2 protein-coding genes are annotated in these 1039 nt (G+C 24.1%); both read right to left on the bottom strand.

The window, feature by feature from the left end; translation table 11 throughout:
- Positions 1 to 12 precede the first annotated feature (12 nt).
- Positions 13 to 621: a hypothetical protein gene (locus tag B0A78_RS13900; RefSeq protein WP_097609786.1), complete on the bottom strand. Its 609-nt coding sequence runs from the start codon at positions 619 to 621 to the stop codon at positions 13 to 15.
- On the bottom strand, positions 609 to 1039 hold a 431-nt coding region (locus B0A78_RS14640; protein ID WP_169859168.1), incomplete at its 5' end, for a hypothetical protein. The genes B0A78_RS14640 and B0A78_RS13900, both read right to left, overlap by 13 nt.

Below are 1039 nucleotides of genomic sequence, written 5' to 3'. Positions count from 1 at the left end.
GCAATCGGGTATTTAACATAAACTTATTTCCAATTTGGATATATAATCTGCATCTATATTTAAAATATTTTGTCTTAATTTTAGAACATCCTCTAAATAAAATTCAGTTCTATTAATGTAAAAATCAATAACTTTTTTTATTTCATAATTTTCTAATAATTTTAAAGGATCAATCTTAATAAAACTTTTTCTAAAACCACCTATAGTAATTTGCTTTTCATAGAATGATGAACTTAAAATTTCTTCTATTTTCGATTTCTCCAAATTATCTGATTCAAAAAAAAATGGTAATGATAAATCAGATCTATTAATGTAACCTATACTTTCAAAAAAATTAACTCCTACATTAACTACAATTATGTTAAAATTATAATAATTATACTTTGAAATCACATTTAAGCCCGCATTTCCAAAATCATCTTGGTCACCCACAATATATATAGCATATAAATTATCTGAATTAAAATCATTAAAATAATTTTCTGTAAAATCAGTATCAAATACATCTACAAGTACACAATATTTAAGATTGTTTTTACAGTTAGTTTCTATGAAAGGAATATCATCACAACCAGTAATAAATCTTTGAGATATTAAATTATATTTTCTTATTCTATCCATATAACATGTTCATGAAGTTTATTATTCTCTAAATTAATATCATCAAACTTTTTAATGTCGAACTCACCAAAATTATAATGATCTTTGTTAACACCTCCTCCTATTAAATTTTCCGCAACATCTGGTAAATCTTTTCTAATTAAAAGTACATTTTCAGCATTCTTACCACTAAAATATATTTTAACCTCCAGTTGTCTTCCAGTATATCTATCAGTTACATATTTTGTTTCAAAATATTTCGCATTAAATTTCTTAATTAGATATGTTTCTGCCTCTAGTTCATTTTTAACAATATTATATGCTCTATTAGATTTCGATAGATCTTTTGTAACTTTTATGACGTTGATACCTTCAACCAATTCTTCTTCAACTCTTCCAACATTTAAATCAATTTTTTTAACCCGATCGCTCAGATCTA

Source organism: Flavobacterium columnare NBRC 100251 = ATCC 23463 (assembly GCF_002530675.1).
Classification (GTDB): Bacteria; Bacteroidota; Bacteroidia; order Flavobacteriales; family Flavobacteriaceae; genus Flavobacterium; species Flavobacterium columnare.
Note: the sequence above shows the minus strand (reverse complement) of the source record. Positions and strands in the feature narration are given on the sequence as shown.

Excerpts from the sequence above, each read along its gene's own strand:
- B0A78_RS13900 (WP_097609786.1), bottom strand. The coding sequence starts at position 621 with ATGGATAGAATAAGAAAATATAATTTAATATCTCAAAGATTTATTACT.